The 26,437-nt window shown below is 64.4% G+C and carries 25 protein-coding genes; 7 read left to right on the forward strand and 18 right to left on the reverse strand.

The window, feature by feature from the left end; all coding sequences use genetic code 11:
• Nucleotides 1-25: 25 nt before the first annotated feature.
• The 4 genes from NR193_RS16410 to NR193_RS16425 are packed head-to-tail and all read right to left on the reverse strand — an operon-like array spanning nt 26 to nt 4,738.
• The gene (locus NR193_RS16410; RefSeq protein WP_256751826.1) at nt 26-1,042 is read right to left on the reverse strand and encodes a ribose ABC transporter permease; all 1,017 of its coding nucleotides are present in this window, start codon (nt 1,040-1,042) and stop codon (nt 26-28) included.
• Nucleotides 1,039-2,583: a sugar ABC transporter ATP-binding protein gene (locus NR193_RS16415; RefSeq protein ID WP_256751827.1), complete on the reverse strand. Its 1,545-nt coding sequence runs from the start codon at nt 2,581-2,583 to the stop codon at nt 1,039-1,041. The genes NR193_RS16410 and NR193_RS16415 overlap by 4 nt, the downstream gene beginning before the upstream one ends.
• A complete protein-coding gene (locus tag NR193_RS16420) occupies nt 2,580-3,959 on the reverse strand; it encodes an FGGY-family carbohydrate kinase (protein WP_256751828.1) in 1,380 nt (459 codons plus the stop codon). Before NR193_RS16420 ends, NR193_RS16415 begins: the two co-directional genes overlap by 4 nt.
• Nucleotides 3,956-4,738, reverse strand: a complete 783-nt coding sequence (locus NR193_RS16425) for a DeoR/GlpR family DNA-binding transcription regulator (RefSeq protein WP_256751829.1) — start codon at nt 4,736-4,738, stop codon at nt 3,956-3,958. The genes NR193_RS16420 and NR193_RS16425 overlap by 4 nt, the downstream gene beginning before the upstream one ends.
• 194 nt (nt 4,739-4,932) lie before the next feature.
• Between NR193_RS16425 and NR193_RS16430 the strand changes: the two genes are divergently transcribed.
• The 3 genes from NR193_RS16430 to NR193_RS16440 are packed head-to-tail and all read left to right on the forward strand — an operon-like array spanning nt 4,933 to nt 8,114.
• A complete protein-coding gene (locus tag NR193_RS16430; RefSeq protein WP_256751830.1) occupies nt 4,933-5,976 on the forward strand; it encodes a class II aldolase/adducin family protein in 1,044 nt (347 codons plus the stop codon).
• A gap of 15 nt (nt 5,977-5,991) precedes the next feature.
• Nucleotides 5,992-7,266: an FGGY-family carbohydrate kinase gene (locus tag NR193_RS16435; protein ID WP_256751831.1), complete on the forward strand. Its 1,275-nt coding sequence runs from the start codon at nt 5,992-5,994 to the stop codon at nt 7,264-7,266.
• Entirely contained in the window at nt 7,263-8,114 is an 852-nt protein-coding gene (locus NR193_RS16440; RefSeq protein WP_256751832.1) for a TIGR01459 family HAD-type hydrolase, read from the forward strand. Before NR193_RS16435 ends, NR193_RS16440 begins: the two co-directional genes overlap by 4 nt.
• Here the strand turns inward: NR193_RS16440 and NR193_RS16445 are convergent.
• Nucleotides 8,101-9,117, reverse strand: a complete 1,017-nt coding sequence (locus NR193_RS16445; protein WP_256751833.1) for a sugar-binding transcriptional regulator — start codon at nt 9,115-9,117, stop codon at nt 8,101-8,103. The two genes, NR193_RS16440 and NR193_RS16445, sit on opposite strands and share 14 nt — an antisense overlap.
• Before the next feature lie 157 nt (nt 9,118-9,274).
• Between NR193_RS16445 and NR193_RS16450 the strand changes: the two genes are divergently transcribed.
• A complete protein-coding gene (locus NR193_RS16450; protein ID WP_256751834.1) occupies nt 9,275-10,078 on the forward strand; it encodes a hypothetical protein in 804 nt (267 codons plus the stop codon).
• A 20-nt stretch (nt 10,079-10,098) separates the two neighbouring features.
• Here NR193_RS16450 and ptsP read toward each other — a convergent pair whose 3' ends face one another.
• The 5 genes from ptsP to NR193_RS16475 are packed head-to-tail and all read right to left on the reverse strand — an operon-like array spanning nt 10,099 to nt 14,820.
• Complete coding sequence (gene ptsP, locus NR193_RS16455) at nt 10,099-12,084, reverse strand: phosphoenolpyruvate--protein phosphotransferase (protein ID WP_256751835.1); 1,986 nt, start codon at nt 12,082-12,084, stop codon at nt 10,099-10,101.
• Between the two features lie 55 nt (nt 12,085-12,139).
• Nucleotides 12,140-12,520, reverse strand: a complete 381-nt coding sequence (locus NR193_RS16460) for a PTS glucitol/sorbitol transporter subunit IIA (protein WP_256751836.1) — start codon at nt 12,518-12,520, stop codon at nt 12,140-12,142.
• A gap of 27 nt (nt 12,521-12,547) precedes the next feature.
• Complete coding sequence (locus tag NR193_RS16465) at nt 12,548-13,552, reverse strand: PTS glucitol/sorbitol transporter subunit IIB (RefSeq protein WP_256751837.1); 1,005 nt, start codon at nt 13,550-13,552, stop codon at nt 12,548-12,550.
• A gap of 16 nt (nt 13,553-13,568) precedes the next feature.
• Nucleotides 13,569-14,330 carry a PTS glucitol/sorbitol transporter subunit IIC gene (locus NR193_RS16470; protein WP_091584736.1) on the reverse strand — a complete coding sequence of 254 codons (762 nt, stop codon included), beginning with the start codon at nt 14,328-14,330 and terminating at the stop codon, nt 13,569-13,571.
• A gap of 52 nt (nt 14,331-14,382) precedes the next feature.
• Nucleotides 14,383-14,820, reverse strand: a complete 438-nt coding sequence (locus tag NR193_RS16475) for a transcriptional regulator GutM (RefSeq protein WP_091584733.1) — start codon at nt 14,818-14,820, stop codon at nt 14,383-14,385.
• 195 nt (nt 14,821-15,015) lie between these two features.
• Here NR193_RS16475 and NR193_RS16480 point away from each other — a divergent pair, with 195 nt between their 5' ends.
• Nucleotides 15,016-15,657, forward strand: a complete 642-nt coding sequence (locus NR193_RS16480) for a hypothetical protein (protein ID WP_091584731.1) — start codon at nt 15,016-15,018, stop codon at nt 15,655-15,657.
• A 94-nt stretch (nt 15,658-15,751) separates the two neighbouring features.
• Nucleotides 15,752-16,426: an HAD family phosphatase gene (locus NR193_RS16485; RefSeq protein ID WP_256751838.1), complete on the forward strand. Its 675-nt coding sequence runs from the start codon at nt 15,752-15,754 to the stop codon at nt 16,424-16,426.
• A 9-nt stretch (nt 16,427-16,435) separates the two neighbouring features.
• Here NR193_RS16485 and NR193_RS16490 read toward each other — a convergent pair whose 3' ends face one another.
• The 7 genes from NR193_RS16490 to NR193_RS16520 all read right to left on the reverse strand — a co-directional run bounded on the left by NR193_RS16490 (nt 16,436) and on the right by NR193_RS16520 (nt 24,649).
• Complete coding sequence (locus NR193_RS16490) at nt 16,436-17,416, reverse strand: DUF930 domain-containing protein (protein ID WP_256751839.1); 981 nt, start codon at nt 17,414-17,416, stop codon at nt 16,436-16,438.
• A 199-nt stretch (nt 17,417-17,615) separates the two neighbouring features.
• On the reverse strand, nt 17,616-18,785 hold the full coding sequence (locus tag NR193_RS16495) for a DUF930 domain-containing protein (protein WP_256751840.1): 1,170 nt from the start codon (nt 18,783-18,785) through the stop codon (nt 17,616-17,618).
• 105 nt (nt 18,786-18,890) lie between these two features.
• A complete protein-coding gene (locus NR193_RS16500; protein ID WP_256751841.1) occupies nt 18,891-19,634 on the reverse strand; it encodes a 5'/3'-nucleotidase SurE in 744 nt (247 codons plus the stop codon).
• Nucleotides 19,631-20,797, reverse strand: a complete 1,167-nt coding sequence (locus tag NR193_RS16505; RefSeq protein ID WP_256751853.1) for an MBL fold metallo-hydrolase — start codon at nt 20,795-20,797, stop codon at nt 19,631-19,633. Before NR193_RS16505 ends, NR193_RS16500 begins: the two co-directional genes overlap by 4 nt.
• Nucleotides 20,797-21,876: an ABC transporter ATP-binding protein gene (locus NR193_RS16510; RefSeq protein WP_256751842.1), complete on the reverse strand. Its 1,080-nt coding sequence runs from the start codon at nt 21,874-21,876 to the stop codon at nt 20,797-20,799. The genes NR193_RS16505 and NR193_RS16510 overlap by 1 nt, the downstream gene beginning before the upstream one ends.
• Complete coding sequence (locus NR193_RS16515; RefSeq protein ID WP_256751843.1) at nt 21,864-23,567, reverse strand: iron ABC transporter permease; 1,704 nt, start codon at nt 23,565-23,567, stop codon at nt 21,864-21,866. Before NR193_RS16515 ends, NR193_RS16510 begins: the two co-directional genes overlap by 13 nt.
• A 95-nt stretch (nt 23,568-23,662) precedes the next feature.
• Nucleotides 23,663-24,649, reverse strand: coding sequence for an ABC transporter substrate-binding protein (locus tag NR193_RS16520; RefSeq protein ID WP_256751844.1), 987 nt, complete (start codon nt 24,647-24,649; stop codon nt 23,663-23,665).
• Nucleotides 24,650-24,912: 263 nt separating this feature from the next.
• Here NR193_RS16520 and NR193_RS16525 point away from each other — a divergent pair, with 263 nt between their 5' ends.
• Complete coding sequence (locus NR193_RS16525) at nt 24,913-25,884, forward strand: sugar-binding transcriptional regulator (RefSeq protein ID WP_256751845.1); 972 nt, start codon at nt 24,913-24,915, stop codon at nt 25,882-25,884.
• A 15-nt stretch (nt 25,885-25,899) separates the two neighbouring features.
• Here the strand turns inward: NR193_RS16525 and NR193_RS16530 are convergent, their stop codons facing one another.
• Nucleotides 25,900-26,268, reverse strand: coding sequence for a hypothetical protein (locus tag NR193_RS16530; protein WP_256751846.1), 369 nt, complete (start codon nt 26,266-26,268; stop codon nt 25,900-25,902).
• Nucleotides 26,269-26,437 lie beyond the last annotated feature (169 nt).

Here is a 26,437-nt window from a genome sequence, read left to right on the forward strand (position 1 = left end):
CGTTGACGCCGGCGACTAAGGTCAATCACGTTCTTGCTCCGGCCTGGAGCCTGTAGCGGTCGAGGGCGACTGCCACGATGATGACCAATCCCTTGATGATGTACTGCCAGATGTCCGAAACCCCGGCCAGGATGAGGCCGTTGGAGAGCACCGCGATGATCAGGCCGCCGATCAGCGTGCCCCAGATCGAACCGACGCCGCCGACGAAGCTGGTGCCGCCGAGGATGACGGCGGCAATGGCGTCGAGTTCGTAGGACTGGCCGAGTTGCAGCCCGTTGGCGGCATAGAGCCGGGCCGCCGACATGGCGCCGCCAAGGCCGGCCAGAAGACCGGAAACGCCATAGACGAAGAGCAGCACCAGCGGCACCTTGATGCCGGTCAGCCGCGCCGCCTCGGCATTGCCGCCGACGGCATAGATCCAGGTGCCGAGCACGGTGCGCTTGAGCACCAGCCAGGACAGCACGACGACCGACAGCGCGATGATGACCAGCCACGGAATGCCGAACAGCGAACCGTTGCCGATGAAGTCGAACGGCAGGTCCGAATTGAACACCGTCGTGTCCTGCCCGAGCAGGCGGGCGACGCCGCGCACCGCTGTCAGCGAACCCAGCGTGACGATGAAGGGGGGCAGCCTGATATAGGCGATGAGCAGCCCGTTGATGAGGCCGAAGCCGAGACCGACCAGAATGGCCGCCGGAACGCCGAGCAGTCCCCAGTCCGGCACCAGCGACACCATCACCGCCACCATCGCCGAAGCCGCCAGGATCGAGCCAACCGACAGGTCGATACCGCCGGTCAGGATGACGAAGGTCATGCCGGCCGCCAGCACGATGTTGATCGACGACTGCTGGGTAACGATCAACAGGTTGGTCTCGGTGAGGAAGCGCGGATTGAGGAACTGGAAGCCGGCCGCCAGCAGGATCAGGATCGGCAGCATGCCGAGCGCGGCGAAGGCGGTGCGCAGCCGCCGGCTTCGCCCGGCCGCCTGCTCACCCGCGCTCGTCGTCCCGATCGCCCCGGTCTCAATCGACTTGTCGGTCATCGCTGAGCTGCTCCCGTTGCAAATTCCATGATCGCTTCCTGGCTGAGCGGTCGGTCCTTCGATGCCGTCACCTCGCCGGCAATGGTGCCGTCGCGCATCACCAGCACGCGATCGGCAACGCCGATCACCTCCGGCAACTCGCTGGAGATCATCAGGATGGCGATGCCCTTCTTGGCGAGATTGTCGATCAGCCGGTAGATTTCCGACTTCGCCCCGACATCGACGCCACGGGTCGGCTCGTCGAGGATGACGACTTGCGGCTCGGTCTCGAGCAAGCGGGCGAGCAGCACCTTCTGCTGGTTGCCGCCCGACAGCGAGCCGGCATTGGCCTGTACGGACCGGGCGCGGATGGACAGGTCGGCGATGGCCCCGGCGGCCCGTCGCTGCGCGGCAGCGAAATCGCGCAGTCCCCCTGCCCGTGCGTCCCTGGCGAGCACGCCCATGCTGATGTTGTCCGAGATCGACATGTCGAGGAACAGGCCGAGTTCCTTGCGGTCCTCGGTGAGATAGGCAATGCCGGCATCCAGCGCCTCGCGCGGCGAACCGATCGAGATTGCCTTGCCGTCGAGTTCCAGCGTGCCCGATGTGCGCCTGTCGGCGCCGAAGATCAGCCGCGCAAGCTCGGTGCGACCAGAGCCAACCAGGCCTGCCAGCGCCAGCACCTCGCCCTTGTGCAGGTCGAAGGAACAGTTCTTCAGCAGACGTCCGTCGGACATGTCTCGGACCGACAGCGCCACCGCGCGCTTTTCGTCCGGCGGGCGATGGTCCTTCTTGTAGAAAGCCGACAGATCGCGGCCAACCATCATCGACACCAGGCGCGAGGCACTGAGATCGGCGCGCTCCAGCGTGCCGACATAAGCGCTGTCGCGCAGCACGCTGACGCGGTCGGCAAGCTGGTAGACCTCTTCCATGCGGTGGCTGATGTAGATGATGGCGATGCCTTGCGACTTCAGCGTCGCGATGACCTCGAACAGCCGGTCGGTCTCGCGCGAGGTCAGCGACGTGGTCGGCTCGTCCATGACGATGATGCGCGCATTGGTCGACAGCGCGCGGGCGATCTCGACCAGCTGGCGTTCGCCAAGCGACAGGCTGGAGACCGCATCGCGGGCCGAGAAGGAGACACCGAGCCGCGCGATGATGTCCTTGGCGCGCCGGTCGCACTGGTCGCGGTCGACGATGCCGAAGCGTCGCGGCTCGTTGCCGAGGAAGATGTTCTGCGCCACCGTCAAATTGGGCGCCAGCGACAGCTCCTGATAGATCACCGCGACGCCGCTGGCGCGCGCCTTGATCGGATCTCCGGTCGCGGCCGGCATGCCATCGATCAGGATCTCGCCACCGGCATCCGGCCGATAGGCGCCCGACAGCACCTTCATCAAGGTCGACTTGCCGGCACCGTTTTCGCCCATCAGCGCGTGGACTTCGCCGGCATGGACGCTGAGCGAGACGTCCTGCAAGGCGCGGATTGCGCCGAACGTCTTCGAGATGTGCCGCATTTCCAGCACCGGCTGGCGCGCCGTCTCGACCTTGGCGGCGGCGCTCATCGGGCGCCTCTCGCTGCCGCGCCGGCGATGCCGCGGTCCATGGCGAGAGCGCGCCAGTCATCCCGATAGCCAGCCAACCCCGTGAAACCCGAAGCGCGCACCGGCTCCGGCGCTTCGGCGGCGAATTCGCGCCCGACGCTCTCGAAGGCGAGCGCCGCGGCACCCGTGGCGCTGCCTTCCAGCGTGGCGCCCTGCAGGAAGGCTTGGCCGGGACGCAGTTGCGCCAGCAGGCTGGCGAGCAGGCCGCCATTGTTCAGCCCGCCATCGACGATGACGGTGTTTTGCGAATGGATGAGATCGAGCGACAGGTCGACCATCAGCGCCACGTAGAGCAGCGCCACGGCCGCCCGTTCCTCGGCGCTGGGCGGGCGGCCGATGATTTCGCCGGAATGGCCGGACATCGGTCCGCCCGGCGCAAAGCTCGGCAGCGCCATAGTGCCGGCGTCGATCATCCGCTGGATCGCGGACAGCGCGATCGCGCCTTGCCAGCCGCCGCTGATCACAGCGAATTCGCGTCCGCCCATGAAGCGGATGGTCGGCACCGGGCCGCCATCGACATCGACATTGACCAGCATGTCGCGGTCACGGTCGAGCGCGTCGAGCGGGCAATCGGGATTGAGCACGATGACCCAGGTGCCGGTCGAAACGACGGTGACCGGGCCAAGCTCTTGCCGGCGATAGGTATGCAGCGCCGCATTGCTGTCATGGACGCCATTATGGATGGCGATCGGTCGCGCCGTATCGCCGAGGCGCCGCTCGCCGATGACGGTACCGGCACGTTCGAAGGAAGGCATCCGGTCGCGCCATCCCTGGGCATCGACCAGCGAGGAGAAATCGCGTTTGCGTGGCGCCCACAAATGCGAATGGCAGCCGAGATAGGACACTTCCGAGACCGGCCGGCCGCCAAGGCGCCAGCTCCAGTATTGCGGATAGCCGAGGACCGCTTTCGCCGTCGCGAAAGCGTCGGGCTCGACCTCCTGCAGCCACAGCATGTGCCGGCCATAGTTGAAGCCGAGCGGCAGTTGCGGCGAGAAGGTTTCGGTGAAATCCGGAATGCGGCGATCGATCCGCGCGGCAATCTCGGCTGGCGGCTCCTGTTCGTAGTCGAGGATCGGATGCGTCAGCACCGTCTCGTCGACCAGGGCAAAGGTACAGCCATGGCCCGACACCATCAGCCCCTCCACCCCGTGGCTGTCGACCGCGTCGGCGACGGCACTGAGCGCCCAGTCGTGGAGCTCGGCCTCATCGAGCACGCTGAAGCCGCCTTGGCGCACCCATTTCGGCTGCGTCCGGCGCTCGTCGAGGATGCGTCCGTCCTGACCGAAGACAAACAGCTTCGAATTGGTCTTGCCGAAGTCGAGCACCGCCACGTTCACTGGAGTGCTCCCGAGGACGGAGCGATGCGCACCATCACACCGGCGTCCTCCAGCATGCGCGCATCGACGTCGGAGAGGCCGTCATCGGTGACCAGCGTGCCGATGCGGGAGAGCGGCAGCGCGACATTGCGGGCGTGGATCGAGAGTTTGCGGCTGTCGGCCAGCACCACGATCTGGTCGGCGCACAGGCTGAGCTCGACGATGGAGCGCACCAGCAGCGGATGCGATTCCAGCACGCCTTCCTGGCTGAGGCCTTGCGCGCCGAGAAAGAATTTCGAGGCATAGAAGGGGGTGGCCTGTGTGAGCGAGTGGATGATGCCGGGTTCGCGATGCAGCTCGCCGCCGGCAACCGTCAGGCTGCAATGGCCGTGGTCGCTCAGATAGGCCGCGAGCGGCATCGAGTTGGTATAGAGGCGGATGTTGCGCTCGGCGAGCTTGACCCCAAGGTGGAAGCAGGTCGAGCCGCCATGGACGATGACGGCGTCGCCATCGCGCACCATGGTCGCGGCAAGGGCGGCGATCTGCCGCTTGGCCTCCACCGCGAGATCGCGGTTCTCATCATAGGGCTTTGCGTAGGCGACGCCGGCCTGTGAAGCGCCATCAAGCGCCGAGATGCCGCCATAAACCTTCCGCGCTTCGCCGGCCTCGTCGATCTTGTCGATGTCGCGCCTGACCGTCGCGGCCGAAACGCCAAGCCGCTCCTGCAGCTCGCGCACCGAGGCGAACGGGCGATCCCGCAGCAGTTCGACGATCTGACGCTGGCGGCCGGACTCGCTCAACTCTTTCCTCCCAGATGCCATTTTCCACGGCAATTGGCGCAACTTACTCAACATTAGTCAGATTGCAAGCCAGTTTTGATGATAGTAGATCACAGTTGACGTAGATCGCTCGTATCTGCGATATCAGCGCCGACATCGATCCCGGTGACGGGATTTCGTGCGAGACACGACCTGGCCGTTGGAGGAAAGGCACCATGGCGACCCAAGCTGATGCGCAGGAACTGGCTGCCTTGCGGACGCTTTCGGCCAGCATCGGTCGGAGCCCGCACCTGACCCAGGCTGCGGGCGGCAACACCTCGCTGAAGGCCGACGACACTCTGTGGATCAAGGCCTCCGGCACCTGGTTGAAGGACGCGCTCACCGAGGACATCATGGTGCCGGTGGCAATGCCGCCGCTGCTCCAGGCCGTCGAACGACGCGACCGCGCCGCCGACCAGCCGCAGGCCTTCACCATTGCTGCGCTCAACCCGCGCGGGCTGCGCCCGTCGATCGAGACCACGGTGCACGCCTTGATGCCACAGCGCGTCGTTTTGCATGTCCACTGTGTCGCCACGATCTCGCTTGCCGTACAGGCCAACGGCGAGTCCGAGGTTGCCAGGCGGCTCGCCGGCATCGAATGGGCCTATGTCCCCTATTTCCGGCCGGGCCTGCCGCTTGCGCGCGGCATTGCCGAAAAACTTCGGCCTGGTGTCGACGTGCTGATCCTTGGCAATCACGGGCTGGTCGTCGCCGCCGAAACCGTCGCCGAAGCGGAGTTTCTGCTGCGCCGCGTCCGGTCGCTGCTGGCACGGCCGGCGCGCGCGACTGCCGAGCCCGACATTGCCGCCTTGACGGCGCTTGCCGGCGACAGAGGTTACCGATTGCCGGCGGATGCCGAAGCGCACGCCGTTGCACTCGATCCGGAAAGCCGTCGCATGGCGGAGGCCGGCAGCCTCTATCCCGACCACGTCATCTTCCTCGGCCAGGGCTCCGTCGTGGCAAGGCCTGGCGAGGATGTGGCGCGCGTTGTCGCGCGGCTGGGCGCGGCGCCAGCGGCGATCCTGTTTCCCGGCGCCGGCGTCCTGATGCGCGGCGACGCCAGTGCCGGCGCCGACGCCATGCAACGCTGCCTTGCCGACGTGACGGCGCGGGTCGATGTTACAGCGACGTTGAACTATCTCACCGACGCGGAGAACGACGAGCTGGTCAACTGGGATGCCGAGCAGTATCGCCAGAAACTGAATGCCGCAGGCGGCTAGCAAAGGACAGATGACATGATGCCACTTGTCATCGGCATCGATATCGGCACGTCGGGCGCGCGCGCCGTCGCCATGCATCCGGATTTTTCCATTGCCGCGCGTTCCGCCGTTCCGCTCGACAGGTTCGGCCAGAACCCCCGCGATCCTGCAGTCTGGTGGGCAGCAGTTGGCGCCGTGCTGACGGAGCTGCTTTCAACCATCGACCGCTCCACGGTCCGCGCGATCGCCGTCGATGGCACGTCCGGCACGCTGCTGCCGGTCGACGGTGCCGGGCGGCCCCTTGCCGAACCGCTGATGTACAATGACAAGGTCGCCGATGACGCCATCCTTGCCGTGATCGCCCGCGAGGCGCCGGCCGCGAGCGCCGCACACGGAGCGACATCAGGCCTCGCCAAGGCCCTGCGGTTCCAGCAGCTACCCGGCATTGCGGCGGTGCTGCACCAGGCCGACTGGATCGCCGGAAACCTTTCCGGCCGTTTCGATGTCAGCGACGAGAACAATGCGCTGAAGACAGGCTATGACGTCGAAGCCCGCCGCTGGCCGGACTGGATCGCGGCGACCGGAATGCGCATGGAATTGCTGCCGCGCGTCGTCGAGCCGGGTGACGTCACCAGCGCCCTCACCGCGGCCGTCGCGGACCTGTTCGGCTTGCCGCACGATGTGATCGTGGTCGCCGGCACCACGGATGGCTGCGCCTCGTTCCTGGCGACGGGTGCTGCGACAGCCGGCGACGGCGTCACCGCGCTGGGCTCCTCGCTGACCATCAAGATCCTGTCCGACCGGCCGATCTCGGCGCCGCGCTACGGCATCTACAGCCATCGGCTCGGCAACGCCTGGCTGGCCGGTGGCGCATCGAATTCCGGCGGCAAGGTTCTGGCACAGCACTTTCCGCTGGCGCGGATCATCGAACTCAGCGCCGCGATCGACCCCACGACGGAAACCGGCCTCGACTACTATCCGCTCAGCACGACCGGCGAGCGTTTTCCGATCGCCGATCCGACGCTGCCGCCACGCCTGGTGCCGCGGCCAGCGGATGACGCCGACTATCTCAAGGCGATGTTCGAGGGTATCGCCGCGATCGAAGCGCTTGGCTATCACAGGCTTGCCGAACTCGGCGCGCCTGCGCTGACATCAGTCAGGAGCGTCGGCGGCGGCGCGGCGAACCCGGCCTGGACGGCGATCCGTCAGCGCAAGCTCGGTGTCGATTTCCTGGCAGCACTTTCCGATGAAGCCGCGGCCGGCACGGCGCGGCTGGCGTTGATCGGCGCAAGCAAGGCGGGGCTCCTATGAGCGCTAAAAAGGTCGTGCGTCTCGATGACATCGGGCCGCTGGCGGAGCGCTACGAGGTTTTCCTGCTCGACCAGTTCGGCGTGCTGCATGACGGCTCGGCCCCTTATCCAGGCGCGGTTGCGGCGTTGTCGGCGCTGAAGGACGCCGGCAAGACCGTGGTTTTGATTTCCAATTCCGGCAAGCGTGCCAGGCCCAATGAGGACCGCCTTCTGAAGCTCGGCTTCGCAGCCGGAAGCTGGGACCATTTCGTCTCCTCCGGCGAGGTGGCGTGGCGATCCTTCCAAGAAATGGCAGCAACCGGAGCGTTGCCTCCCGGCACGAACTGCCTGCTGATCAGCCGCGACGACGACCGCTCGGCGATCGATGGCCTGCCTTTTGTCCTGACCGGCGCCGGCGACAAGGCCGAACTGGTGCTGATCTCGGCTAGCGAAGGCGACCGCTATGACCTCGACCATTATCGCCGGCTGCTTGCCCCGGCGGCGGCGCGGCAGGTGCCGTGCTTCTGCACCAATCCCGACAGGATCATGCTGACGGCGGTCGGACCTCGCTTCGGTGCTGGCGAGATCGCCGATCTCTACGAAAACCTCGGCGGCACCGTCACCCGCATCGGCAAGCCCTACAAGGCGATATACGACGCGGCACTTGTGCTGGCCGGCAAGCCGGATCGCGGCACCGTGGTCTGCGTCGGCGACAGCGTCGAGCACGACATAGCAGGGGGAAATGGCGCCGGCATCGCCACGGCGCTGGTGCTGAGTGGAATATTGGCGGACACGCCCGATCTCTCCGTCGTTTTCGACGAAGAGAAGGCCTGGCCGGACTATATCACGACTTCCTTCAGCCTGCGCTGACCGCCTCGAGCATGCGCTTGGCGCTTTCCTCGTCGGTGATCAGGATCGTCGGCGCGACGAGGGTCATGGCGCCGAGCAGCGCTTCGATCTTCTCCTCGCCGCCGGAGGTCAGGATTCGGATCGGCGCCTTGCGTAGCCGATCGACATCCACCGACATCACCAGGCTGTTGATCGGATGGTCGACCAGGTCGCCATTGCGGTCGAAGAAATGGAACAGAAGGTCGCCGACGGCGCCACGCGCAAGCAGGGCTTCCCGGTCGGCTTCCTTGAGAAAGCCGCCGCGCGAGAAGGTCGTGGCCGAAGCGATGCCGCCGACGCTCAGCAGAACGGCATCGAGCACGTTGGCCATTTCAAAAACCTCCTGCAGGCCGCAACGCTCGACCAACGCGATCTTGGTTTCGACGCTATCGACGACGGCCGGCGTCGGGATTAGATAGCCGTCGCCCTGAAAGATTTGGGCGAAGCGCCAGGCGAACTCGGCCGGGTTGAATCGGCGCACGACGCCGACACCGCCAAGCAGCGAAATGACCTTGAAGTCGGTGAGCGATTTGGCGCTGATGAAGGGCAGGCTCGAGAACAGCGTTCGGCCCCAGCCGACGCCGACGCGCATATCGGATTTCATCATGTCGGACAGAAAACTGCCGGTTTTGGCACTGATTGCCAGTAGCGGATCGGCGTCGGGTGCGGAAAGCGGCGCCACCAGCGCCTGCTGCAGCCCGAACGTCTTTTCGAGCGCCCGCTCCAGCCGCACGATTTCCGACAATTCGCTTTCGATGCTGATCTTCACCTCGTTGCGCGAGCGGGCCTCCGCCAGCATGCGCACGATGGTGACGCGGCCGACGCCGAGCACGTCGGCGATCTCGTTTTGCGTCATCTGCTCGACGAAATACATCCAGGCAGCGCGAATCCTGAGGCGATCCGTCCGGCTTTCGTTGACAACCTGCTCGGTCGCCCCGGTTCCTGCCCGACCGTCGTCGCTTTCGCTCTGTCGCCGCCTGGCCAAATCCAACCCTCCCCCGCGGCGATGGACGAGCCCGCCGTCGCCGATTCTGCCTGCTGGTCTAATATCCCCTATTGATCTACCAATCGATAGGAACAATGTAGAGTAGGTGACTGGCCTCCTGCTGGCGGCCATTCGCATGAATTCGAGGCGATCCGCGATGCTCCGACAAATCTCCGAAGATGTCCGCGTCAACCTGAAGGACCGGTTGCGGGAAGTCCGCGATGTCATCCGTCAGAGCCGTCACGATGGCACTGGCGACGCCAGTGTCTTGCGCGAAGCAACCAGCCATCTGCCGCCGTTTCCGGGCAAGGGCATCGAAGACCTGCTCAGCCATGCCGCGAGCGCCGTCGACGAGGCGCTGTCGATTGCCGAATCGTTTGTTCCGCATGAGCGTCCGACAAAGGTGGACGGCACGACCGCAAAAGGCCTCGGCACCTATTTCCCGGTCGGCAACGAGGACCGCCAGCTGAGCGCGGAGCGGCTGTTCCGGCGCGATATGTATTATCTGACCAAGGCGGTCCTTGCCGGCCTGAACATCGACAATGCCCGCATTCACGAAGCCGACTTTGCCGCCGTCCATGCCACGATGCGCAAGCGCCACGGCGATCTGCTGGTTGCACTGACCGCGCCGGGCGCCGGGCTGCAGGCGATTGCGGCCACCTGTTCGGCGCTGCTGGTCGAGTGCCTCAACCAGCGCCCTGTCCGTTTTACCGAAACCGCATTGGAACCACCGGCGGCGATGAGTGGCCGGGCGCTCGACATCAGCTGCCTGGCGCCGCTCGTTCTGGCCTGCGGCCTGGCGACCACCAGCCGGGACGGTTCGCCCGAGCCGGACATGCTGGAGATCGCGATCCTGGCGGCCGATATCCGTCACGATCGCATTGCTCAGGCCTGCGCCAAGGCGAATGCCATCGATGAACTGACCTCCGTCTTCACCACCTTGCTCGCGCACTTGCCGTAAGCTCAGCCAGCGGCGAGGAGTCAGTCCTCGCCCGCCATCGCCATGATCGTCTTCTTGGCGCGCTGGATCGAGGCCGGGCTCATGCTGAGCTCGGTCAGCCCCATCTTGACGAATGTTGCAATGAGATCGGGCCGACCGGCGGCCTCACCACACATGCCGACCATGATGCCGGCGGCGACGCCCGCTTTGGCCGTCATTTCGATCGCCGACATGACAGCCGGATTGGTGACGTCGTTGAGCTTGGCCACGGTCGGGTTGAGTCGGTCGGCGGCCATGATGTACTGGGTCAGGTCGTTGGTCCCGATCGAGAAGAACGACACCTCTTTTGCCAGCGCCGGGGCGATCAGAACGGCGGCCGGGGTTTCGATCATCACGCCGAGATCGAATGTCGCATGCGGCACGCCTTCGGCTTTCAGATCCGCCGCGCATTCCTCGACCAGGCCGCGTGTCCGCCTCACTTCCGATATGTCGGACACCATCGGCAGCATCACCTTGATGTTGCCATGGACGGCCGCCCTCAGCAGTGCCCGCAACTGCTGCTTGAAGATGTCGGGCCGGTCGAGACACATGCGAATGCCGCGCCAGCCGAGGAAGGGGTTTTCCTCATCGGGAAACTCGATGCCGGCAATAGGCTTGTCACCGCCGATATCGAGCGTGCGCACGATGACCGGGTATGGGGCGAATGCCTTGGCCAGCGCCGCGTAGGTTTCCGCCTGCATGTCCTCCGAGGGAAGGTGCATATGGCGCATGAACAGAAGCTCGGTGCGGAACAGGCCAACGCCCATGGCGCCGGCTTCCTGTGCCGCCTCGATTTCCTCCAGCGAGCCGATGTTGGCGGCGACTTCGATGATCGTGCCATCGGCGAGCTTCGGCGTCACCGTCTTGAAGACGGTCAGCCCGGCGCGCTCCTTTGCCGCCGCTTCAACGCGGTTGGCGAAATCGGATCGGGTTGCCGCATCGGGGTCGATGATCACATGGCCGGCATTGCCGTCGAGTGCCACTTCGCGCGCCGTGCGCAAGGCATTGACCTGGTCGCCGAGGCCAAGCACCGCCGGAATGCCGTGCGAGCGGGCGATGATGGCGATGTGCGAGGTGGCGCCGCCATGGCCGCACACCACGCCGCCGATGCGTTTCAGCGGCGCACGCGCCAGATCCCAGGCGCCGATGTCGTCGGCGATCAGGATGGCCCCTTCGGGGATGTTTTCGAGGCTGACGTCGTCCTGCCCGAGCAGCACGAGGCAGATCTGGCGCCCGACCGCATGGACGTCGTCCGCCCGCGCATTGAGATAGTGATCGTCGACGGCGCTGAAATCGGCGGCGATGGTGGAGGCGGCGGTGATGACGGCCGAGACCGCGTCGTTGCCGCCCTTGACCAGTTCCTCGGCCTCGCTGGTCAGGCTGTCGTCGGCGGCAATATCCCTGAGTGCCGCGATGATGCCGCGGTCTCCCGCCGACAATGTGTCCTGCGCCAACGCCCGGTCCATGCGCGCCTGGACGGCGGCGACGGCGGCGCGGAACCTGTCGACCTCGCCCGTGATTTCTTCAGCCCGCAACATGCGGCCTTGTCCGGCGATATCCGGCGGGAAATGCGCGAAGGCCGGCCCGATGGCGAACCCTTCGCTTGCCGCCACGCCGCGTAAGCCGCTTGCTCCAGCAGGTGCCGCCGGCGCGGTTTCGGACACTGGTGCGGGTGCCGTTTTCTGCCCGGCATCATTCGCCGGGCTCGACGACTCGGCTTCATCGTCGAGGCCCGCCTTCGGATTCTCGAGATAGCCGATCAGCGCCTCGATGGCCTCGATGGCGTCGGCGCCGTTCGCCCGCACCGTGACCTCCTGGTTTTCCTTGACCGCCAGCAGCATCAGCTTGACGGAGCTTTTGGCGCTGACCGCCTTGCCGTCCTTGACCAGTTCGACATCGGATTCGAAACCCTTGGCGAGCTTGACGAACCGCGTCGCGGGACGGGCGTGCAAACCTTCATGCACTCTGACGATGGTCGAGCGTTCCATGGCAATACTCTGGTTTTGGGCGCCGCTCCCAACATAGGCCGCGGCGCGAATGCTGTCAGGCGGCGATGGTGATGATCGCGCCCGTCTTCAGGGCGGCCACGAGCGCTTGGCTGTCGACTTGCGATGCGCAGATCTCGCCCGGCCTCTCGGCCTCGGTGGCGCCGTTGAACGAGATGACGACATGGCCCATGTCGAGCACCTTGCTCCAGGCGCTGGAGCCGACCGCCGTGATGGTTGCGGAAACCGGTCCAAGGGTGATCGACGCGCCCTTGGCGGGCGCGCCGTCGCTGGGTCCGTGCTCCGTCTTGTGGAGCACGGAAACCTCGGCAAGCTCCGGCGGCGAGCCATCCGCGAACAGGATGACCACGCCCCCTTCGGCAAGGTCCGCCACTTCGGGCCCGATGGCAGTGACCCGTGTTCTCAATAGAACCGTCATATGGCGAACCTCATTTCGTGCTTTTCTCTAGAAAACGATCAGGCTGACGACCCAGGCGATCAGCACCGAGATCGGGCCCATGATCTGGCGGCTGATGAGCACCGCCGGAACGCCGATCTCGATCGTCTTCGGCTTGGCCTCACCGAGCGCCAGACCGACGGGAACGAAGTCGCAGCCCACCTGGGTATTGTAGGCAAACAGCGCCGGCAGCGCCATCGCCGGCGAAATCGTGCCATTGGCGATCTGCGGACCGATGATGGCCACGCCGATGACCTGCGCGATGACCGCGCCCGGTCCCAATATGGGCGACAGGAACGGCAGGCCGCAAATGGCCGAGATGATCAGCAGGCCGACGATGTTGTTGGCCAGCGGACCCATCGGCTGTGCCAGCACATCGCCGATGCCGGTGTACAGGATCAGACCGATGAGCATGGTCACGAAGGCCATGAACGGCAGCACGTTGCGCACGACCTGGTCGATGGTGCGGCGGCCGGCATTGAAGAAGATGCCGACGACACGACCCATGACGCGGCCGATCGAGCTGATCAGCCCGATCACGCCGCCCTCGCTTGGCAGCGCCTGCGGCGCCGTGGGCGCATTGTTGTTGCTTGAACTCATCGATGCTGCTCCCCCCGCAGTGGTGACCGCCTCGGATCCGTCCGCCATTGTGACGTTGGCCGGCTTCACGCCCGAAACGTAGATGTCCTCGGTGATGAACTGGGCGAGCGGCCCAGCCTGTCCGACCGGCGTCAGATTGACGGTCGGGATGCGTTTGCGCGGATAGACGCCGCATCGTGCGGTGCCGCCGCAGTCGACGACGACCACCGCCATCTCGCTTTCGATCGGCGGCGCCCTGAAGCCGTCGACGGCTTCGGCGCCGGTCATGTCGGCGATGAGCTGCGCTACCGGGTGAATGCCACCCCCGGTGACGGACACGACCTTGCTGCGCTGTTCGGTCGGCTCGATGACGAGCGGACCGCCCCAGCCTGTGTTGCCCCTGGAGATACGGACGGCTTTGTATGTCTTGGCCATGATGTCCTCCCCGCCCTTACAGCTCGACGCCCTGGCGGCGTGCCATGATGGCAGTAATGCGCTCGGTCAGCATGCCCTTGAGCAGGATGACGACGAGACCGACGATGGCGTACCAGATCGCCACCTTGACGTGGTAACCGGCGACGACGGCGCCCTTCTTTTCCAGCTCCAGCAGAGCGACGAGAATGCCGCCCCAGACGAAGTACTCGCCGGGGTTGATGTGCGGGAACAGGCCGAGCGGCGGGTGGACGTAGGACACGGCCGCGTCATAGAAGGCCGGCTTGTGCTTTTCTTCCAGGAACGATCCGAACGTGTAGGCCATCGGGTTGGTGAGGAAGAACACCGCCAGCAGCGGCAGCAGCGTATAGCGCGTCAGCGCGATCCGGCCGGCGCCGCGCGCCAGACCGTGGACACGCTCCTCGCCGACCAGTTCGGTGACAGCATAGAAGGCCGTCATCAGCACCACCAGCGTCGGAATGATGCCGGTGACAAAGCCGGCGAAGACCTCGCCGCCCTTCTGGAAAATGCCGATGAAGTACTTGCCGATGGCGGTCAGCCAGCCGAGCTGCTCTTCCTGCTGGACCTCTTTCAGCTTTTCCTTGAACTGATCGACGGTGATCGGTCCGCTGTCCGCTTGCGCCAGGACAACGAGATGGTCAGAGGCATGCTCTACGGCGAGCTTGCCATGCAATGCGGCATCCGAGACCATGGTACCTGCAACATGCAGATTGTGCACGGCCATGTCGGCATGCTGCGCCAACAACGAAAATACAGACATTTCTCCTCCTTATGCCGTCCCGCCGGTTATCCCAGTCGGCGCACGGCGTCCTCTAGGCCCTTGCTACGTTCAAGCCGGACAGGCCCGGCCTCTTCCCCGGCTCCGACCGTGCTTTGTCGATCTGTTCGATCGCCCGCTTCACGGCCTCGGCCACACCGGGTTCCCCCTCTCCCATGATTGCAGGATTGGACCGGAGTCTATCGAGGGGAACGCCCTCGAATTCTTGATGTCGTTTGAACTTGGTGAAGACGGACCGGCCGCTCATCACCATCAGGCGACGCACGATCAGGTCAGGCGTCACCACGACCAGCGCGATGGTTCCCTTGGCAAATCGACCGCGAAAATTGCCGGCGCCGACGAAGCCGTCCTTGTATTGATCGGTTACGCCGCGGAAGACGTCCGAATAGTGCCGCATCTGCAGCCAGACGCCGAGCGATTGCAGCGCCCACACAATAACCAGCAGAAGCAGTCCCCACTGCCAAATCGCCATTCGGTCTCCTCCCGAAGCCTCCGTCGCACCGCACCTTGGCCCGGCGCGTGACAACAGCAAAGTGAGAACATTTGTTTCCGAGAATGTCAATATGTATGATATTAGCGTTTGCTGTCGTCATCCACAGGGGACGCTGATCGATTTCGGCGGCGACGCTGTTGTGCTAGTCTGGCCGGGAAACAGGAAACGAGGAACATGGATCTGCCCTTCAGGGACGAACTGGCCCTTATGCCCGACCTTCGCCACCGGTTGCGGCAGTTGCGCTGGTTCCGCGCCACCTTTCGCGGCAGCGCCAAAGTGGTATCCGACACGTTCGGCGTGCGCTTTGAAATCGATGAGGCCAAGCTCACCAGGGCCTTTCTCGACTGGGTCGAGATCATGGAGGCGCAGAAACGCTTCGCCGCGATCGACCGCGCCGACTTCATCGTCTTTGCCGCCGGCCTGGTGCTGCGCGAACTGATAAGACAGGCCCCAGCCAGGGAGGTCTCCGGCCTTACCCAGCTGATTGAAACGGATTCGAATGCCGGCACGCTGGAAATCGTCCGCTTCTGGCCGGAAGGATTCCTCTACACCAACTACTGCGTGTCGGTGATTTCGGCGATTTACGAGCAGGAGTTCGGCAGCGCGCCGAGCATCGACAAATGCGCCGACGACCTGCGCACCTGGTGGTCCTATCGCGAGAATGTGACCGAGATGCCGGCCTATGCGGTGGCTTTCCTCGACCGCTTCCTTGGCGCGGAGCCGAACTGGATCACGCCGGACCGCGCGCAGTCCCGGCAAGCCATGCAAAGGGCGCTTGGTTCGTCGCGTGCGAGCGATGCGCTGCGCCAGCTTTGAGTCTCGCCGGTTTCGCTCCACCGAAACACCGCGCTATTGAACATTTGATTTTTTCTCGATAGCGATGTGCGAAATTGACTCCGGGGAGATCCGCGTGGCGCGATCAAGGCCTATCATTTTCGATTGCGACGGCGTTCTCGTCGACAGCGAGCCCCTGGCCGCCAGGGCCTATGAACGTGTCTATGAAAAGCATGGCATGCCCGGCGTTCATGGCGGCATCATCGCCCAGTGCATCGGCATGAAGCAGTCCGACATCATCGTCAGGATCAGGGAATTGACCGGCCATCAGTTTCCGCCGGCGGCGGGCAGCGACATCTGGGCCGAGACCAAGATCCTGTTCTCAGAGGAACTGAAGCCGACGCCCGGGATCACCGCATTTCTGGAGACACTTGCCGGCGACCGCTGCGTTGCCTCGTCATCCTCCGTCGAGCGCATAAACCACAGCCTTGCCGTCACCGGACTGGCGCGCTTCTTCGGCGACGCGATCTACAGCTCCTCCATGGTCAAGAACGGCAAGCCGGCGCCCGACATCTTCCTGTTCGCAGCCGACAAGATGGGCGCAAATCCCGCCGACTGCATTGTCATCGAGGATTCGCCCTTCGGCATCCAGGGTGCGGTTGCCGCCGGCATGACGGCCATCGGCTACACCGGTGGCGGGCATACCTATGCCGAGCATGGAGCGCGACTGACAGCGGCCGGTGCCGATTTCGTCTGTGCCGACTGGCATGAAGTTAGCCGGCAACTGGCCGGGCTCGGCGTGCCGGCCTAGACTGGCAGGCTAAAGAGGCCGCGGCCATTCGCTGCGTGGAATCTCAGCGCCGACACGGAAATCGAACGACAAGACCCTCGTCGCATCGGTGTCGACCTCGCACCGGAAGCTCAGATGGTACCATGCGGTTGTCGTGCTGAAGGCGGTATCCGAGCCGTCAACAATGTTGCCCGCTTTCAGCGGAATAGATGGCACCCATTTGGGAAGATAAGAGGCATCCAGCAACTGCTGCTGCAACGCGTTGGCGCAAAGCATGGCAGCACGCTGACCGCGACGCACCCCGTCCATCGCGGTCGTGGCCAGTGCATCGCTGGTAGCGCCTTGCGAGAACAGCCTGCGAACACCCGGAAGGCTCGAATGGTTCCGCGATGCAGACTTCGAGACCTTTGAAGGGCCGGGCTTCGGCGCATTTGCCGGTTTGGGCTTCGGCGCTTCCGCCGACGTGGGAAGCTCGATCTCGCCCACGTCGCCGACGGTAGCTGGTGACGTGGGAGCAGCGGCTGTTTGCTCGTCGGCGTCGTGCGCTTCCGCCGCCGCCGAGGACTTATCCTCCGCGGGCTTCGGCGCAACAGGCGGCTTCGAATTGTCATCCTTGGCCGGCGCTGGCGAACTGTCCTGAGCGCTGGCCCCATCCAGGGATTTCCTCGGGCCGGTATCCTTGTCGCCGAACTGAAAGACAGGCTTCAGGCCGTCGACCGGCGGGGGGTTCTGTGCCTGCTTTTGCGGCGGAGGCGGCTTTTCAACCTTCTGTTCGGGTGGTTTTTCAACCTTCGGCTCCGGGGGCTTAGAAGGCGGCACCGGAGCAGGTTTTGGTTTCGGCTGATCGGGCGGCGGCACGAGCGCGACGTTGACCGGCTGCTCCTCCTGCGGTTGTTGGGGCGGCACGGGCAGGCCAAAGACCAAGAGCACCGCGACAAGCACGTGCATGATCAGCGATGCGGGGATACCCCACAACAGATTCCGACGCCGTTCTCGTGCCTCGTCCTTCATCCCGACCGATGTGGAATGAAATAGCGGCGGCTTCAAGCATAGGCATTGGATTTGCGCAATCTAGCCGCTGACAGCTTGTCGATTTGGATCACCACACCCAAGGGCAGCCCGACCAAGACGCTGGGGCGGCTCAACGAGCGGCTGCCCACGATCAGGCAGTTCGCCGCCGCCAGGACGGGTCCCAATCCGGCGTACTGGCCTAATTTAGCGGATACTTAGTGAATCCGCGGCTGGCCCATTCGCCAGGCGGGACTAATGATCCCACACGGAAGTTGAAGGATAGGACCCTCGTCGCATCGGGGTCGACTTCACATCGGAAGTTTAGATTGTACCAGGTGTTTCTGGTGCTGAAGGCTGCCTGAGCAGGATTGAGAACATTGCCTTTGTCCAGCGTAATGGTTGGCACCCATTTGATCGAATAGTCGGCTGTTTGCAATTCCTGGCTCAGAACGTTGCCGCAAAGGTTGGCCACGCGTTGACCGCGCGGTACGTTGTCCATGGAGCTTGTGGCGAACGCATTGCCGGTTGCGCCCTGCGAGTAAAGCTTTCTGACGCCCGGAAGGCCGGAATAGATCGGCGATCCTGCAACGTCATTGTTGGTGGGATTTGACCTTCCAGCATTCCCGATCGGCGCTTTGAAGGCTCTTACGGGTTTGAATGTCATTGTCTTGGCAGGTTTGGGCTTTGCCTTTCCAGTTGAGGCTGGAGGCGCCGGCTTGTCACCGGTCTCGGCCGCCAACGGCTTCGGCGTCACAACCGCTTGCTTTTCGGCGGGTTGCGGTGCCGGCTCCTGTTTATCCGGCTGCTGTTTGTCAGTGTCCTCGGTCGCCTGCTTCTCCTCGCTTTGCTCGGGCTTTTCCTCTGGCGCAACGGTGGCCGGTTTCTCGTCAGGCTTGCTGGGCTCTGCCTTCTGCTGTGGCGTTGCAGCCGGGGCGGGCTGGGCCGGCGCGGGTGTCGGCGTTATAGCCGGCTTCGCCGCCTCATCCTTGGCCGGCAACGGCGTGTTGGGTTTGGCGCTGCTTCCGTCGAGCGATTTCTCCGGCCCGGTATCTTTCTGGCCGTACTGGAAAACGCGCTTCAGAACCTGGTCGTCTGGCGGTTTGGGCGGTTCCGGAGGCGGCTTTTGTTCAGGCGGCTTTTCAGCCTTCTTTTCAGGTGTCGGCTCGGGTGGCTTTGGCGCAGGTTTCGGCTTAGGCTTCTCGGGCGGCGGCATGATCGCGACATTGACCGGTTGCTCCTCCTGCGGCTGTTGGGGAGACCGCGGCAGGCCGTAGATCACGAATGCTGCTACTACAAGCGCATGCAGGATCAGCGATGCGGGGATGCCCCACAACAGATTCTGACGCCGTTCTCCTGTCTCGCCCTTCATCCCAGTCGATGTGGAATGAAATAGCGGCGGCTTCAAGCATAAGCACAGGATTGGCGCAATTTGGCAGCTGACAGCTTGGTGATCTGGATGATCCCGCGCAGAAGCTCAGCCCAGAATCCCGTCCATAAACCGTTCGTCCAGCCGCGATTCGCCAAACCAGTTCAGCCGGTTGATGCTGACGAAGCCGGCATCGATCGCTTCGTTTTCATCCCCCGGCTCACTGGCATGAGCCCGCCCGCGCGGCACGGTGATGACGGTGCGATCGTCAACGCTTTCCACGATTTCGGCCGTGCGGCCGATCTTGTCACGGCCGATGCGCGGCTGCCGGATCTCGGCTGGCAACGCGGTCGGCAGGTTGACGCTCAGCCAGTGGCCTTCCGTCGCCCAGTCCCCGCGGGATTGCCACAATGAGGCGATCAGTGCGCCCAGCCACGCGTCGTCGCCATTAGTGAAGTCCGGGTTTTTCACCCGCGAAAAGCCGATCGCCGGCACGCCCCAGAAGCTCGCCTCCCGGGCAATGCCAAGCGTGCCGGAATAGGCGAGGTCCTCGGCAACATTGCGACCGTCATTGACGCCCGACAGCACGAGGTCCGGCTTCTGCGCGTCGGCGAACAGCCATGTCATCGCGCTCACCACGCAATCGGCCGGCGTGCCGGAACAGGAATACCAGTTCCCCTTGACGCGCCGCATCGTCAACGGCCTGGCGATCGTCAGCGACGAGCCGGCGGCGGTGCGCTTGCCATCGGGCGCCACGACCCACACATCGTCGCTCAAACCGCGGGCGGCGTTGACCAGCCGGGCAAGGCCCGGCGCTTCGATGCCGTCGTCGTTGCAGATCAGGATTCTCATGTTTTTCTCACCTCCGGCACCGTGATGCGCTGGCCGGTGCGGCATTGCGTGCGCAGCGACGGAATGTGGTTTTGCAGGTCACCCAGAAGATCGCTCGCGCAGGAATGACCGAGCGCTGCGGGTCGCCCCGCTTTCTCCCAGATATCGACATTGCCCGACAGCGTCGGATGTGTCGGCATGCGCACCCAATCCGCCCGGCCGGCTTTGTGCAAGAGATCACCTGGGGAACCCGATGGCAGATGCCCGGTGAGCAGCACCGGAAAACCGGCCTGGCCGGCGCGCGGCAGAAGGCGCGATGACGGGCCGGCCTCACCCATGCCGTCATCGGCCAGCAATGGCATCGGCGGCAGCGGGTCGGCATCGGTCCAGTCGGCTGCGTCCAGCAAGCGGCGCCACAGCAGTTCGGAAACACCTGGCAACAAGGCCGCAGTGGCGCCGACCTGCGTTTCGAGGGATGAACGCATGCCGGCATGGATGGCAAACGGCCCCGGCAAGGCCGCGATCAGCTCCAGCGACCGGCCCGACAGCGGCGTTGGCAACAGGCATCCGTTTGAATGTCTCGCCACCCACTGCGAAATTTCTCGCGCCCGCGCCGCCCCAGATACGGGATCGGCGCCGTAGGAAGCATCGAGTACAAGCAGATCGCAGTACGGAATCGTGTCCATGACAAACACGTTGCTGTCCGGCACGACGTCGGCCGAATAGGCAACACGGCTTTTCCCGTCCTCCACGGCAAACCAGACGCCGCCCACGACATGCCCAGACCGCCCCGTCCTGATCGCGAGACTGCCGCTTTTCAGCGTGTCGCCGGGTTCGAAAAGCGTGATGCGGTCGCTCGGAAAGGGGAACTTACTGAGGTCCCCGGGATCGGCATAGGCGGCAAGCGTGGCCGGGGCCTCGTCGTAGGTCTCGGCGGTCATGAAGATCGGTCCATCATATCCGCGAGACAACAGCCAGCTCAGCGCGCCGACATGATCCTCATGGGCATGCGAAACAAAGAGCGCGTCAATGTCGGCGAGCGAACCATTCAGCGCCGGATAGTATTCCGTCCCTGAGGCGCCCACCTTGATGCCGACGTCGAGCAGGATGCGGTCGTTGCCGCTGCTGACGGCGAGGCTGGTGCGGCCCTTTTCCCCAAAGCCGCCAAGCAAATCGAGCATCATCACGGGGCCGCTCCCATCGCCGGGATGAGCCAGCCCGATCGTATCCGCAGGCGCGCCTGCGCTCCGCTCTCCAGCACGACCGGGTCGGCCTGTTCGAAATGCAAGGTGAGATTGGGCGCGTTGGAAGGCGCGAATTCGATGCGCGCCGCGCCGCCCTGGTAGATTACCCTCTTGACCAGGCCGTCGAAGCCGGGTCCGTCGGGCGACATATCTAGATCCGCTGACCGGCAGCAGACTTTTGCACCGGTCCGTGGCCGCTCGCCTGGCCGGCAACGGACGACCAGCTCGGTCCCGAGAACCCTGACCCTGCAGTGACCGGCCTCCTCCGCGCTGAGCACATCGGCCGGGAGAAGAATGCCTTGCGAAATGAAGGAGGCCACCATTTCATTTGCCGGCTCATGATAGAGCTCGCGCGGCGTCGCCAACTGCGCCAGGCGACCGCCATCCATCACCGCGATCCTGTCGGCCAGCGCCATCGCTTCGGCCTGGTCATGGGTGATGTAGACGATGGTTGTGCCCGTGCGCTTGTGAAAGGACGCGAATTCATCCTCCATCGAGGCTCTCAGATGCACGTCCAGATTGGCCAGCGGCTCGTCGAACAGCACCAGCGAAGGCGCCGCGACAAGGCAGCGCGCCAGCGCCACGCGCTGGCGCTGGCCGCCGGACAGATTGGCCGGCCTGCGGTCACCCAGCCCCTGCAGATTGACCAGGGCCAGTGCGTCCTCAACCTTCTGGCGCGCGACGGCCCTGTCCAGCTTGGCCACCTTCAGCGAATAGCCGATGTTCTCGGCGACCGTCATGTGCGGCCACAGTGCATAGTTCTGGAAGACTATGCCGACGCGCCGCTTTTCCGGCGCGACACTGCCGCCCTTGCTCGACACGGTCTCGCTGCCGATGCGGATCTCGCCTGATGTCACCTTCTCGAATCCGGCAACCAGCCGCAGCAACGTCGTCTTGCCGCAACCGGAGGGCCCAAGCACCGCCAGGAATTCGCCGTCGGCGACATCGATCGACACGTCCTTCACCGCGTCGAAGTTGGCGAAGCTCTTGGTCACATGGTCCAGGCTCAATCGCGCCATGGCAGCACTCCGCTGGGAAGGTAGGGGGCAAGCAGATTGGTCACCAGCATCAGCACGAAGGTGACCGCCACGGTGATGACGGACATCGCCGCCGCGTAGTTGGAATCGCCGCCCTGCTCGAAGGAAAACATCACCACGCCGATCGTTTCCGACCCCGACGACCACAACAGCGCCGAAACGGTCAGCTCGCTGAGCGCCGTCATGAAGATCAGCAGGCCGCCGGCGATTGCCGCCGGTGCGACCAGGGGAAAGATGATGGTGCGCATGCGCATGAACAGGCCGGCGCCCGCCACCTGCGCTGCCTCCTCCAGTGCCCTGTCGATCTGGTGATAGCCGCTGATGGTCGGCCGCAGCGCCAGCACCAGGAAGCGGGCGAGGTAGGCATAGAGGATGATCCAGACGGTGTTGTAGAGCTGGATGCCGGTCAGCGGGATCGGCCTCAGGAACAATAGCAGCGAGGCGATCGCCAGCACCACGCCGGGCAAGGCATAGGGCAGTTCGACCGACAGGTTGAGCAGCCGCACCCAGCGCTGCTTGCCCCAGGCGATCAGATAGCCGATCGGCACGGCGACCAGGACCGCGAAGAAGGCGGCCGCGATCGACAGCCAGAAACTGTTGAAGAAGGCGCGGCTGGCCGCGTCATGCTCGAACAGCACGAAGCGATAATTGTCGAGCGTTGCCGTCCTGGCGTTGAGCGCAATGCCGTAACCCGGCACCAGCGACGTCAGCACCAGCCCGAACAGCGGCAGGAACAGCACCAGGACGATCAGCAGCCACATACCGGCCTGGACCGCGGGCCGCCACCGGCCGAGTTCGTAGGGCTCGGCGGGCAGCGATGTCGAGCTGATGCGATAGTCGCGGCGGCGGCTCATGACCTCCTGGGCGAAAATGCCGGCCATGGCGATGATGCCGATCAGCACCGACAGGAACGCGGTTTCGCCGAGCACGGCCGGACCGCCGCCGGCCAATCGCTGGTAGATCAGGGTCGGCAGCACGAGGTAGTTGGCGGGAATGCCGAGGAAAGCGGGAATGCCGAAATTGCCGACGCAGGACACGAAGGCGAGTGCTGCGGCCGCCATGATAGACGGCGTCATCAGCGGCAACACTATGGTGACCAGCACGGTGAACCAGCCGGCGCCACCGGCGCGCGCCGCCTCGACCAGTTCGCGCGGCAGCTTGCGCAGGCCGGCGCGCACCAGCAGGAAGACCAGCGGGCCATACTGCACGCCGAGCAGCAGGATGATGCCTGACGTGGAATAAAGCGGGTTCTTCGTGCCGAGTGGGGGTGCCGCGCCGAACAGCTTGAGGAACGGGCTTGCCGGGCCGAACAATTGCAGCCAGGCCAGCGCCGTCACCTGCGGCGCGATCATCAGCGGCATGACGTAGCAGAGCACCAGGGCGCTGCGGCCGCGAATGTCGGTCAGTGTGATGAGGACGGCCACCAGCGTCCCCGACAGAACCGCAAGGATGGTGCCGCCGATGCCGACCACCAGCGTGTGCCAGGTCGCGATCCAGGTCGCCGGACTGGCGATCCCGGCCTTTATCGCTGCAGTCGACAGCGTGCCGCCAGGCGCTACGATCTCCTTGATGAGCCGCAGCATCGGCAGCAAGGAAAGCAGCACGATGACGACGGCCACCGCCGCCGTCAGGGCCATCTCCTGGCCCCGACTCTCCCTGATCGATGTTGACATGATTGCTTTTCCTGAGATCGATCAGCCGCTGCGATCGAGTTTCGCCCGAAGCGGCCGGGATGCCGGTGAGAAAGCATCCCGCCGCTATTGCCGGCTCAGCCGCCGAACAGTTCCGAGAATTTCGCCTTGTCTGCGTCGGTCCTGGCAACGATCGCCTTGGTGTCGAACGGCATCACCTTGACCTTGACGCCTTCCGGCAACCATTCGGGGCGGCCAACCGAGGCCCGCGCCGGCAGGTAACCCATGGAAAGCGCCAGCTTCTGGCCTTCGTCCGAAAGAATGAAGTCGACGAACTTCTTGGCGCCATCGACATTCTTGGCGGTCTTCATGATGGCGACCGGTTCGGTCACCGCCGGCACGCCTTCGCTGGGGAACACGAATTCGACCGGCGAGCCCTTCTTCTTGGCGTTCATCGCCATGAAGTCGACCAGGACGCCATAGGGCTTCTCACCCGATGCCACCGACTTCAGCACGGCACCATTGCCGCGCACGCTGACGGTGTTGTTGGTCTTCAGCTTCTGGAAGAAATCCCAGCCATAGTCGGCATCGCCGACGAAGCCCGAGAGCAGGTAGGCGGCCGCGCCCGAATAGAGCGGGCTCGGCATGACCAGGCCGTCGGCATAGGCCGGCTTGGCGAGATCGGCCCAATGCTCCGGCTTTTGCGCCGCGGCGGTGTTGTAGACGATGCCGGTGGTGATCAGCTTGCTGCCGAAATAGGTCTTGTCGGCGTCATAGGCATCCGCCTCGATGCCGTCGAGCTTGGCCTCGGGATAAGGCAGCAGCCGGTCGTCCTTCTTCAGCAACTCCATCGAGACCGCGTCGGCGATCAAGAGCACGTCGGGCTGCGGGCTGCCGGCGGCGAACTCGGCTGCCATCTTGGTGAGGATGTCGCTGGTTCCGGAGCGATAGATGGTCACGTCGATGCCGGGCTGCGCCTTCTTGAAGGCATCCACGGTCTTGGCCGCGTCGGCTTCGGGCTGGGATGTATAGAGCGTCAGTGTTTCGGCGCCGGCTGAGCCGGCAAACAAAGTTGCCGCGAGCGCAATCTGGCTGGCCAGCAGCTTGATGAATAGCGTCTTCATGAGACCTCCTGTCTTGTCTGTGCACGACCGGTCCGGCCCCTGGCCAGTTCCCCGTCTCTTCCTCCCTGCACGGCGCATATGACTGGTGGATGACATTGCGCGTGAAACACACAAAATATGTTCATATGTTCATTGTCAATTACAAATGAACAGGACTGTGCGACAATCGACGTGCCGATGATCCGGCATCAGTTGACATCCGGCCGGCGTTTCTCCGAAGAGGGCGATGCGGCCAGGCCATGGCTCATGAGGGACGAGAACCGATGCCCACGGAAAAACCCAGACCAGCGAGCCTGCCGATGGTGTCGTCGGACCTCAACGTCAAGACGGCCTGGCTCTACTATGTCGAAGGGTTCACGCAGGAGCAGATCGCCGAAAAGCTCGATGTCAGCCGGGTGAAGGTCATGCGCACCCTGGCCGCCTGCACCGCCGAAGGCATCGTCGTCACCATGATCAACGCGCCGACCGCCGAGCAGGTGGCGCTCGAACGGGCATTGGAGAAGCGCTGGAACCTCAACGCCGCCGTCGTCATCCCGACGCCTTCCGCGCATGAGCATCTGGAGAAGGCGATCGGCCATGCCGTCGCGGCCTATCTCGGCGAGCAGATGCGGGACGGCATGACGCTGGCGATCGGTGGTGGCGCGACGCTGCATGCCAGCCTCGGCTTCCTCGCCCGCCGGCAACTGAAGCGCGCTTCGGTGGTGGCGCTGGTCGGCAGCCTGCCGCATTCGCAATGGATAAATCCGTCGATCGTCGCCGCCAAGGTCGCCGATGTCTTCGAGGTCGACAGCTATCAGATCACCGCGCCGGTGACGGTCGACAATTCCTCGCTTCGCGATCTCCTCTGGGCACAGCCGACCTTGCAGGACGTGCGCCGGCGAGCGGCCGCGGCCGACATCGCGCTGCTGACGGTTGGCGACATGTCACCCGACGCCACCATCTTCCGGCACGGCATCGTGCCTTCATCGCTGATCCCCTCGCTGAAGGCGAAGGGCGCGGTCGCCAACATCCTGTGCTATTTCGTCGACGCCGCCGGCAGGCTGGTCGATCACGAGGTCAACGGGCGCATCATGGCCATCGATCTCGATGTCGTCGGCCAGGTGCCGAATGTGGTGCTGGCCGCGGGCGGCAAGCGCAAGATCGCGGCGATCCTCGCAGCGCTGAAAGCCGTCAGCACCAATGTACTGATCACCGACAGCGATACGGCCGCGGCGCTGCTGGCCAAGGCTGGCTGAGACTCGGCGGTGTGGTCAGATCAGGCCGCGCTCGCGCAAGAAATCCTCGACGCCGACATGGGTCATGGATTCGAATTCGGCGATCGCCTCGGCCACCCGCTTGCGCTGGGCCGCCAGCAGCGTGAACACCTGCTTCATCTCGCCGGAAACGCCAAAACGGCTCCACCGCTCGGCGATATGCGCCGGCAGGCCGATATCGGCACAGAACGCATCCAGGCTGGCATAGCCGAGGCTGACGACAAGCTGCCTGGTTTCCTCCGCCGACATGCGCGGCTCGAAGGCGTGATCGTGCAGGCGCTGCGCCACCAGCTTGATGTCGGACGGCGACGCGCCCATGACCTTGCTGAACAATGCTCTGACATCAGATGGGTCGAATGCGGGCATGTTTGACCTCCCTGGATCGCAATTCACCTGGAAGATGGGTCAAGGGTTCGCACCTGACAAGTCGTTCCCGTTGTAAGCCGACGCATCATTTGGCGTCGGCTCTCGACAGGAGGCCCTACACCAGCATGCCCATCGGGTTCTCGATCAGCCGCTTGAAGGCGACCAGCAG

The sequence above is a fragment of the Mesorhizobium sp. Mes31 genome (assembly GCF_024519675.1).
Classification (GTDB): domain Bacteria; phylum Pseudomonadota; class Alphaproteobacteria; order Rhizobiales; family Rhizobiaceae; genus Mesorhizobium.

Bases quoted from the DNA above. Each gene is read 5' to 3' on its own strand.
- NR193_RS16505 (WP_256751853.1), bottom strand. From the start codon at position 20,797: ATGATGCTCGATTTGCTTGGCGGCTTTGGGGAAAAGGGCCGCACCAGC.
- NR193_RS16525 (WP_256751845.1), top strand. From the start codon at position 24,913: ATGCCCACGGAAAAACCCAGACCAGCGAGCCTGCCGATGGTGTCGTCG.
- NR193_RS16410 (WP_256751826.1), bottom strand. From the start codon at position 1,042: ATGACCGACAAGTCGATTGAGACCGGGGCGATCGGGACGACGAGCGCG.
- NR193_RS16460 (WP_256751836.1), bottom strand. From the start codon at position 12,520: ATGACGGTTCTATTGAGAACACGGGTCACTGCCATCGGGCCCGAAGTG.
- NR193_RS16510 (WP_256751842.1), bottom strand. From the start codon at position 21,876: ATGGCGCGATTGAGCCTGGACCATGTGACCAAGAGCTTCGCCAACTTC.
- NR193_RS16475 (WP_091584733.1), bottom strand. From the start codon at position 14,820: ATGGCGATTTGGCAGTGGGGACTGCTTCTGCTGGTTATTGTGTGGGCG.
- NR193_RS16435 (WP_256751831.1), top strand. From the start codon at position 5,992: ATGATGCCACTTGTCATCGGCATCGATATCGGCACGTCGGGCGCGCGC.
- NR193_RS16440 (WP_256751832.1), top strand. From the start codon at position 7,263: ATGAGCGCTAAAAAGGTCGTGCGTCTCGATGACATCGGGCCGCTGGCG.
- ptsP (WP_256751835.1), bottom strand. From the start codon at position 12,084: ATGGAACGCTCGACCATCGTCAGAGTGCATGAAGGTTTGCACGCCCGT.
- NR193_RS16530 (WP_256751846.1), bottom strand. From the start codon at position 26,268: ATGCCCGCATTCGACCCATCTGATGTCAGAGCATTGTTCAGCAAGGTC.
- NR193_RS16520 (WP_256751844.1), bottom strand. From the start codon at position 24,649: ATGAAGACGCTATTCATCAAGCTGCTGGCCAGCCAGATTGCGCTCGCG.
- NR193_RS16500 (WP_256751841.1), bottom strand. From the start codon at position 19,634: ATGAGAATCCTGATCTGCAACGACGACGGCATCGAAGCGCCGGGCCTT.
- NR193_RS16480 (WP_091584731.1), top strand. From the start codon at position 15,016: ATGGATCTGCCCTTCAGGGACGAACTGGCCCTTATGCCCGACCTTCGC.
- NR193_RS16515 (WP_256751843.1), bottom strand. From the start codon at position 23,567: ATGTCAACATCGATCAGGGAGAGTCGGGGCCAGGAGATGGCCCTGACG.
- NR193_RS16415 (WP_256751827.1), bottom strand. From the start codon at position 2,583: ATGAGCGCCGCCGCCAAGGTCGAGACGGCGCGCCAGCCGGTGCTGGAA.
- NR193_RS16495 (WP_256751840.1), bottom strand. From the start codon at position 18,785: ATGAAGGGCGAGACAGGAGAACGGCGTCAGAATCTGTTGTGGGGCATC.
- NR193_RS16450 (WP_256751834.1), top strand. From the start codon at position 9,275: ATGCTCCGACAAATCTCCGAAGATGTCCGCGTCAACCTGAAGGACCGG.
- NR193_RS16430 (WP_256751830.1), top strand. From the start codon at position 4,933: ATGGCGACCCAAGCTGATGCGCAGGAACTGGCTGCCTTGCGGACGCTT.
- NR193_RS16465 (WP_256751837.1), bottom strand. From the start codon at position 13,552: ATGGCCAAGACATACAAAGCCGTCCGTATCTCCAGGGGCAACACAGGC.
- NR193_RS16490 (WP_256751839.1), bottom strand. From the start codon at position 17,416: ATGAAGGACGAGGCACGAGAACGGCGTCGGAATCTGTTGTGGGGTATC.
- NR193_RS16470 (WP_091584736.1), bottom strand. From the start codon at position 14,330: ATGTCTGTATTTTCGTTGTTGGCGCAGCATGCCGACATGGCCGTGCAC.